This is a genomic window from Viridibacillus sp. NPDC096237 (assembly GCF_050278625.1).
GTDB lineage: Bacteria > Bacillota > Bacilli > Bacillales_A > Planococcaceae > Viridibacillus.
In genome coordinates this window covers 1-5,644 of sequence record NZ_JBNNTI010000087.1, presented here as the reverse complement: position 1 = coordinate 5,644, position 5,644 = coordinate 1, and the positions used below count along the sequence as shown (strand labels likewise).

The following is a 5,644-nucleotide window of genomic DNA, read 5'->3' as shown; positions in this document are numbered from 1 at the left end:
ACCCTCTGCTACCGCGAGACCCTTTTCTACCACGAGACCCTTTTCTACCACGAGATCCTCTGCTACCACGAGACCCTCTGCTACCACGAGACCCTTTGCTACCGCGAGACCCTTTTCTACCACGAGACCCTTTTCTACCACGAGACCCTCTGCTACCACGAGACCCTCTGCTACCACGAGACCCTCTGCTACCGCGAGACCCTTTTCTACCACGAGATCCTTTGCTACCGCGAGATCCTCTGCTACCACGAGACCCTCTGCTACCACGAGACCCTCTGCTACCGCGAGACCCTTTTCTACCACGAGATCCTCTGCTACCGCGAGACCCTTTTCTACCACGAGACCCTCTATTTATGATTGAATCAAATTCTTCAGGTTCATCTGTCGGGTTGTTAGACATATATTGTAATACACCATTTGTTTCTGCAATTGATGAAAGTTTTTTTACATCCTCAAGTAAATTATTATTCACTTTTATCTCTCCTAACATTTGACATCCATATAATCTATGCAAAGGAGTGTTAGAAGGAATGGGGAAAATGATTACTTTAATATACAATATTTTCTTTTTTGCTGCGATAAATCAAAGTGTATAAAAAATTGGAGGGATTAAATTTAAATGAAAAAGTATTATATTGAAGTACCCGAAAACGAACTTTTAAGAATACATCATGATATTTGGGAGCATAATTATGTCGATGCAAAATTAAAAACAGCCAATCGGAAACTCTCAATTAAAATAGCCCTACGAGGAAACCAATTACGAAAACATAAAAAAAAATCCTATCATATTATATTTGATAAACCTTATTTTATGGAAGGACAGCATGAAATTCATTTAAATGCTGAGTATAACGATCCCTCTATAATGCGAAATAAGCTCTCTTTTGATTTTTTTGAAAGTATTGGTGTCCTTGCGCCACAATCTATTCATATTCTTCTTTATATTAATGATATTTGCCATGGGGTGTATTTGCAGTTGGAGTCGTTTGATCAGCATTACTTGCACAATAGAAATTTACCAGATGGAACCATTTATTACGCAACGAACGACGATGCAAATTTTTCATTATATACCCCTGATCAAAAGTTAAAGTTAACATTAGAAGATGGTTATACAAAGAAGTATGACTTCCAGCGTGATAGCGCTCTTAAAAGATTACTTATTGGAATTAATACTTTTCAAAAAGAGAAATTTGATGAAGAAATAGAAAATATTTTAGATGTTCCAAAATATTTAAAGTGGCTTACAGGCGTCGTCTGTACTCAAAATTTCGATGGATTTATACACAATTATGCTCTGTATCATAATAGTGATAGCGAGTTAATCGAAATCACCCCATGGGATTATGATGGAACGTGGGGGAGAGACTTACACGGTAGGCCTCTTGATCATGATTATATCCCAATAGAAGGGTATAATACATTGACAGCTAGATTACTAGATTGCACTAAATTTAGACTTATGTATGGTGCGTTTCTTCAAGAGGCTTTGCACACACAATTCACTGAACAATTCCAGAAACCTCTTATCGACAACCTCTATAATACTATTCGACCCTATATCTATAAGGATCCAAATTTAAAAAATAAGGTAACAACCTTTGATGACGAACCACAATATATCCTACGATTTATTCGAGCACGAAATATGTATTTGGATAGTAAGTTAGATGTACTGATTAAAAAGTAAAGTATTTACCGTTTATGAAGCTAAATTATTTCTAGGTTTCATAATTTTCATAATCAAATTTTTTAGCTCATATTATTAATATAAGTACCCTATAAAAAATAGAATTAATTTAGTAGTTATTCTATTTTTTATAGGGTACATTTTAAAATTGAAATAAAATTAAATTCTTAAAATCAAAAGATATGGAGCAAGAAGATATCAGCTATGGTCACAAATATTTTACACTCTGTGTATGGTTTTAATATGAAGTAGGTTAAGAAAAACAGAAACATTCCTTGCTGTTTCAATCTCAACGACTAGCCCGTTAAAGTTCTTTATTTTTCCTACATGATGAAGCTTTTCACCAAGGTTAAACACCACAAGTTCATTTTGCATTTTTTCTACTTGTTCTTTTATTGTCTTTAGTAATGGTTTAGTAAAAGGTTTAACTGATAGATTATGGTCAGTTAATCCGAAAGGTCTTTGATTATGGGAGTAGGGAATCAGCCATTTCAAATGCTTTGTTGCAATAATCATCGTTTTATAGATTGGAGAATGGAATACGAAATAGTCTTCCATGATATGAGAGATATAACCGTGAAGTGGTTGGTTATTTGTTACATAGATTTCGACAAACATTCCTTGTGCTTGTGTAAGAACGTTTGTTAGAGTCAAATCATTTTTGTTTGCTTTTGATGCAATACTAGGTGATTCTAAAGGCTCAGAAATTGCATCTTTATGATCTTTATCTATAGCTATAGATAAATTTAAAATATGCTCAAAGGGAATATAAATATAATCAGTTCCATTAAATAGGACAATCAAGTCATTGCCGAATTCAACGATATTACCAACGTGATGATTTTTCCCTGATAAATCCAATTTCACAATTTCGTTATCAAAATCCTGAAATGTAGTATTCAAGTTTACCCTCCTATTTAATTAAATAGCAGTTTAATCTATTACCCAAAGATGTTATACATAATTTAGGGAATTTAGTTTATCGCTAAAATGGAAATAAATACTACACAAAGTATCTCTCTTATGTTTAAATATTATTTTTTAATCGTTCATCTCTAATTTGATGATACATCTTTTCAGCATGTTTCATTAAAGCAAAGTATTGTTTTTCTAAAATTATTTTTGCTTCTTTTGAATTCGTTTTTTCGGATGGTAGTTGAGCAAGTTTTTCATTGGCAGAATCATTTTCGACTAAGGTTTCAAAATCTCTTTTAAATGGTGTTAGTTTATCACTTATTGATTTCTTATCATTAATTGGAATGTATTCTTTAGTATTTGAAAGTTGATTATTAAAAATAGTATTGAATGTAATGGGTACTCTTTTTTTGCTCGTTTGAAATACATTCAAAAATTTTTCTGTATTCGTATAATTGACCTTAGAGCTAAGTAAAGAAGATTGATTTAAATCGATAGAAGAGTCGACCTCCGAGTACAGCGAAGGAGGTTGATCTACATCTTTTGATAAATAATTATTGTTTGAAATTATAACATTAGGTTCTTGTATAAAATTAACCATTGGACTGGATTCTGGATTATCTATTTGGAAATCATCCACATTTGTCTTTTTACTATGATTTGTCTGTACGCTAATTTTATCTTCAAGAGGATGCGCTTTTTCTTTTTCAATAGTGGATAATGATGCTGCATCATCTGATTGTATAAGGGGGATTTGAGCAACTTCTTCAATTTTATAATTACCTTTATATATATTTGATATAAATGAATTCTGAATATATAATTGTTCTCCATTGCTTATTAAGATGATATGATCATCCGCGATTTTACTTAGTAATCCAACAAAAAATTGTTTACTCAAACTATTAATTGTAACCCAGCTGTATTTTAAGTCTTTTAATACATCAGTCAAAAGGTCCCTGTCAAAATAAGGAATCGTTTTAGAGTTATTTCGAATGTCTGTAGCGTTTTTTGAAAGTACATGGATTTGGTGAAGAGAAAAATAATGCACAATGTCATTCACATCAACAACAAGGTGGTCTTGTTTAACTTCTAGTAAAGTGCCTTTTATAAATTGATTACAATTTAGATACAAACCAATTTTAGCACCTTTAAGCCCCCCTATTGATTGCCCAAAACTCTCCTCTTTCAAATAGGGGTCTCCTTTCATAGATTACTTTTTCTCGCGAATAAAATAGTCTTAAAATACTAACGGTTAGGCATGTTCTCTTGTAGAGTTAGCTTTCTGAATCATGTTCTTTTTTCTTTGCTGAAGAATCACTTTCTTTTTCTTCTTCCTTTACTTTTTCAACTTTAGCTCCATAGCTTAAGCTACGGATATGGAACTTTGAAAGTCTGATGATTTCTAAGTTTGAAATGATTATTACATAATCTTCGCCAACTTCATCAAGCACACCCTCAAGCATTTCTGGTCCACCACGATTAACTTTGATCCAGTAATATTTTAAGTTGTTTAGAATACTAAAAAAGTCTGCCCCTGTTATATATTCGAAGTTTTCCGGAACCTCTAGTTCGAACTTCAAGCCATCTTTTGCATCTATTGTTATGCTTTTAACGTGTTGTGTACTGTAATAGATAACGCCATCTGATTCAGTAAGTAATGTGAAATAATCATTTCCTACAGCTAATAAAAAACCAATACGAGATTCAGGCCCCCCACGATCGACCTTAATGACTTTATGCAATAAAGAATGCATTATTTCTTTATTCATCCACTTTTTCCCCCTATTTTTCATTGTCTTGCTATCTATATGTGCAATAAATAACGGGTTATGGTCATAAGCCCAATTTTGAGAAAAAAGGTTTGGTTTTCAGAATAATTTCTTTTGCATGAAATATGTTAAGTCTAGTTTTATTAACAGTTTCAGAATGTGTTGTATCGTATATCTGGTATGCAAGGCTTAGAATATTAAAAGGGAGGTAGCGATTAATGGCCAACACTATTTTATGCTTACTGTAAATACTTTTTATAACAAAATATTTTTATCTGCTTTAAGACTTTACTTATATTTTCTTTTTAAGAGAAGCTTAATAGATATTTTATTTAGTTATAGCTTTTTAAATAGGTGTTTGAAATATCGAAATACTTCATTAAGTAACCTTCTAATCTTTTTTTCGCAAAATCTCCTTCAACATTAAAAGTATCTTGAATAATAAGAACTGCTTGGTAAAAATCATTAGGTAACTTAATTTGTTCAAGCATAAAAGTGGGAATAGCGGTATGTAAAGAAAAATTGTTTGCTTTATATTCTTGATATTCACGAAATAAGGAAGGAAGATTCATTTGATCTCCTCTATGAAAAAGAACATGGCATAATTCATGACAAAAATCCTGCCAATGCCGTTGAGATGATAATTGATTATTTAAAAAAATATAACCGCTTTGACTAAAGTACAATGATTGACTAGGATTGGGCCAATAAAAGATTTGAATATGTAATTCTTTAGCGATTTGAAGCATGTTAATATCAATCGGCTGTAGAATATTTAATTTTTCATAAAAAATTCTAACATATTCTTCAAGATGACTGTAGTAATATGTGCTCATAAATCTCTCCTTTAAAAACAGAACATGTGTTCTTTAAAGTATAAAATAGAATGTAACAGATTGGAAGTGGTTTTTTGTAAAATCTGCTCACTGATAAAATTTAATTTATTTTAAAGGTTTACATTGTTTTATTTAAAAACTAAATAAGTTAATTAAATGGATATTAAATATTGTTTTGTTAAGTCAATAAAAGAAGACAAATCAATTTATGGATAAGGGGTTATTTATATCTAATGGTGTGTAGAAATTCCAATGTTAAATGTTGTATAAATATAAGTTGAGATTGAATAAGAATTATTAACTAGCTATATGGTTTGCAAATCAGATATATATAAGACGAATTGTAATATTAAGTGCAACACCAAGACAAAATAGAAAACGCCCATAACGATTCCGTGTAAAATGTAAGTTACCACACTAAACATCAG

The 5,644-nt window shown here is 31.4% G+C and carries 6 protein-coding genes; 1 reads left to right on the top strand and 5 read right to left on the bottom strand.

The window, feature by feature from the left end; genetic code table 11:
• The coding region (locus ACQKMD_RS21550; protein WP_427754592.1) for a hypothetical protein at positions 1–472 on the bottom strand (472 nt) is incomplete at its 3' end.
• A gap of 147 nt (positions 473–619) precedes the next feature.
• Between ACQKMD_RS21550 and ACQKMD_RS21545 the strand changes: the two genes are divergently transcribed.
• A complete protein-coding gene (locus ACQKMD_RS21545) occupies positions 620–1,693 on the top strand; it encodes a CotH kinase family protein (RefSeq protein ID WP_427754590.1) in 1,074 nt (357 codons plus the stop codon).
• A 219-nt stretch (positions 1,694–1,912) separates the two neighbouring features.
• Here ACQKMD_RS21545 and ACQKMD_RS21540 read toward each other — a convergent pair whose 3' ends face one another.
• The 4 genes from ACQKMD_RS21540 to ACQKMD_RS21525 all read right to left on the bottom strand — a co-directional run bounded on the left by ACQKMD_RS21540 (position 1,913) and on the right by ACQKMD_RS21525 (position 5,216).
• On the bottom strand, positions 1,913–2,596 hold the full coding sequence (locus tag ACQKMD_RS21540; protein WP_427754588.1) for a DUF2642 domain-containing protein: 684 nt from the start codon (positions 2,594–2,596) through the stop codon (positions 1,913–1,915).
• Positions 2,597–2,720: 124 nt separating this feature from the next.
• Positions 2,721–3,800, bottom strand: coding sequence for a hypothetical protein (locus tag ACQKMD_RS21535; protein WP_427754587.1), 1,080 nt, complete (start codon positions 3,798–3,800; stop codon positions 2,721–2,723).
• 85 nt (positions 3,801–3,885) lie between these two features.
• Positions 3,886–4,380, bottom strand: coding sequence for a hypothetical protein (locus ACQKMD_RS21530; protein WP_427754586.1), 495 nt, complete (start codon positions 4,378–4,380; stop codon positions 3,886–3,888).
• Between the two features lie 332 nt (positions 4,381–4,712).
• Positions 4,713–5,216: an ImmA/IrrE family metallo-endopeptidase gene (locus ACQKMD_RS21525; RefSeq protein WP_427754584.1), complete on the bottom strand. Its 504-nt coding sequence runs from the start codon at positions 5,214–5,216 to the stop codon at positions 4,713–4,715.
• Positions 5,217–5,644: the final 428 nt, after the last annotated feature.

Bases quoted from the DNA above. Each gene is read 5' to 3' on its own strand.
- ACQKMD_RS21545 (WP_427754590.1), top strand. From the start codon at position 620: ATGAAAAAGTATTATATTGAAGTACCCGAAAACGAACTTTTAAGAATA.
- ACQKMD_RS21530 (WP_427754586.1), bottom strand. From the start codon at position 4,380: ATGAATAAAGAAATAATGCATTCTTTATTGCATAAAGTCATTAAGGTC.
- ACQKMD_RS21525 (WP_427754584.1), bottom strand. From the start codon at position 5,216: ATGAGCACATATTACTACAGTCATCTTGAAGAATATGTTAGAATTTTT.